Here is a 1,704-nt window from a genome sequence, read left to right as displayed (position 1 = left end):
GTAATCGGGGCAGTTTGGGGGGCGAACCCGCCTTAGGCTTGAGTCACAAGAACTGCGAGCGGTGGGATCTTCGGCTGATCCCCATTCAGCCCGAGGCGATCCCCAAGATAGTCGAAGAACGACAGCCCGAGCTTGCGACAGGTCTTCAGCAAGCCCAGCATCACGTCCCTTGCCACACGGCCATCCGCACTCATCGTACCGCCGGAGATCTTGCGCTTGATCACACAGGCGCGCAGGTCGTTCTCGGAGGCATTCGTATGCAGCGGGATCTCCGGGCGCTCGAGCACCCGCAGCAACTCGCCCTTGCGCCGCGCCAGGCGAGCCAGCAACTCATCGAGTTCCTTGTAGCCCGTGTGCAGGCCAAAGATCTTGTCGAACTGCCGCCTAAAGGCCCTCTCCCCGCCCGGTGAGGGGCTTTGCTTCCACAGCTTCAGACTGCGATAGAAACACCAGATCGCCTCGCGGACCAGCTCCACTGCTTTCACCTGCTTGGGCGAGCCCGGCATCAGCTTCTGCAGGTGCCGCTCGGCATGAACCCAGCACAGCGCGTGCTGGCCGATGCGGAACTGGCCGGCATCATCGGAGACCACGACGGTGTTCTGCATCAGCCCGTGATGCCGGAGCGCACCCCAGGTGGCGGCTTCGTTCAGCGACTGCAGCAGCGGCCGGTCGAAGATGTTGATCGAGCACTGCAATAGATGCAGCCACCACTCCATTTGCGACGCGAACACCTGGTCTGGATGCGCCGCCAGCCGCGCGATCACGGCGGCCTCGACCGGCTGCCGGCGCAGGTAGTCCAGCGCGGCCTCGTTGACGACGTAGTCCTCGCAACCACCCCGCAGCAGTGACAGGAAGTTCAGGCGCGATTTTGATCGGCTGGTGCGGAAGACGCAAAAGCGCTCGCCGCCGATCTGCGTGGTCACTCCGGGGCGGCGGGCATGGCGCGCGCCGGTATCGTCGACGGTGATGTACGGCGAGGAGTTCAGGCCCGCCTGCAGGACCGCGTGGTCTTCCTGCGCGAACGGCTCCAGATCCGAGGTGAGCAGGCGCACGACCTCGCGCTTGGAGATCGACAGGCCGATGCCGTTCAGCAGATCGGTGAGGCGCTCGGTAGTCACCTGGCCTTGCGTGTGCAGAGCCAGGCAGAACCGGCGCACGCCGGGCCCGAACCCGCCCACGATCCCCTCTGGCAAGGGCGCGATGATGGTCTGGCCCTCGGGTGTGAGCCAGCGCTCGCGCTTGTAGCGCACCACCTCGGCAGCGACGATCAGCTCCCGTCGGGTGACCATCTTGTAGCCTTTGAAGCGCGAGCCAGGCGGAGCCTCCACCCGGATCGTCACCTCGCGGGTGACCCGATCCCGTTTGGCCCCGCGTCCGGGGCGGCGGCCCGGATCGGCAGGGCGCAGCTGGGTGGCCTTCTCCATGCCGGAGGGCTTGAACGGCGGGCGCGGCGGCAGGTTCTTGAGCCGGGCGATCTCGTCCTTCAGGGCTTTGTTGTCGAGGCGCAGGTTGCTGTTGTCGAGGCGCAGTTGCTCGACCTCTTGCTCCAGGCGATCGATCTTGCCGGCCAAATCCGAGACCAGTTGGCGCATCGCCTTCTGGGACAGGGGCTTGGCGGAATCAGAGGATGGCGCCGACATGCATCTGTTGAATCACAGATACTCTTCTGAGGGAATCGCTCGCCCCCCAAACTGCCCCGATCAC

1 protein-coding gene is annotated in these 1,704 nt (G+C 65.3%); it reads right to left on the bottom strand.

Annotation, left to right across the window (positions count from 1 at the left end):
* Positions 1-32: 32 nt before the first annotated feature.
* Positions 33-1,640: an IS66 family transposase gene (locus tag FS320_RS42865; RefSeq protein WP_152718582.1), complete on the bottom strand. Its 1,608-nt coding sequence runs from the start codon at positions 1,638-1,640 to the stop codon at positions 33-35.
* Positions 1,641-1,704: the final 64 nt, after the last annotated feature.

Origin of the sequence: Microvirga tunisiensis (genome assembly GCF_009296175.1) — a bacterium.
GTDB classification, from domain to species: domain Bacteria; phylum Pseudomonadota; class Alphaproteobacteria; order Rhizobiales; family Beijerinckiaceae; genus Microvirga; species Microvirga tunisiensis.
The sequence above is the reverse complement of the archived record's forward strand: the minus strand, read 5'-3'. Positions and strand labels throughout refer to the sequence as shown.

Excerpts from the sequence above, each read along its gene's own strand:
- FS320_RS42865 (WP_152718582.1), bottom strand. The coding sequence starts at position 1,640 with ATGTCGGCGCCATCCTCTGATTCCGCCAAGCCCCTGTCCCAGAAGGCG.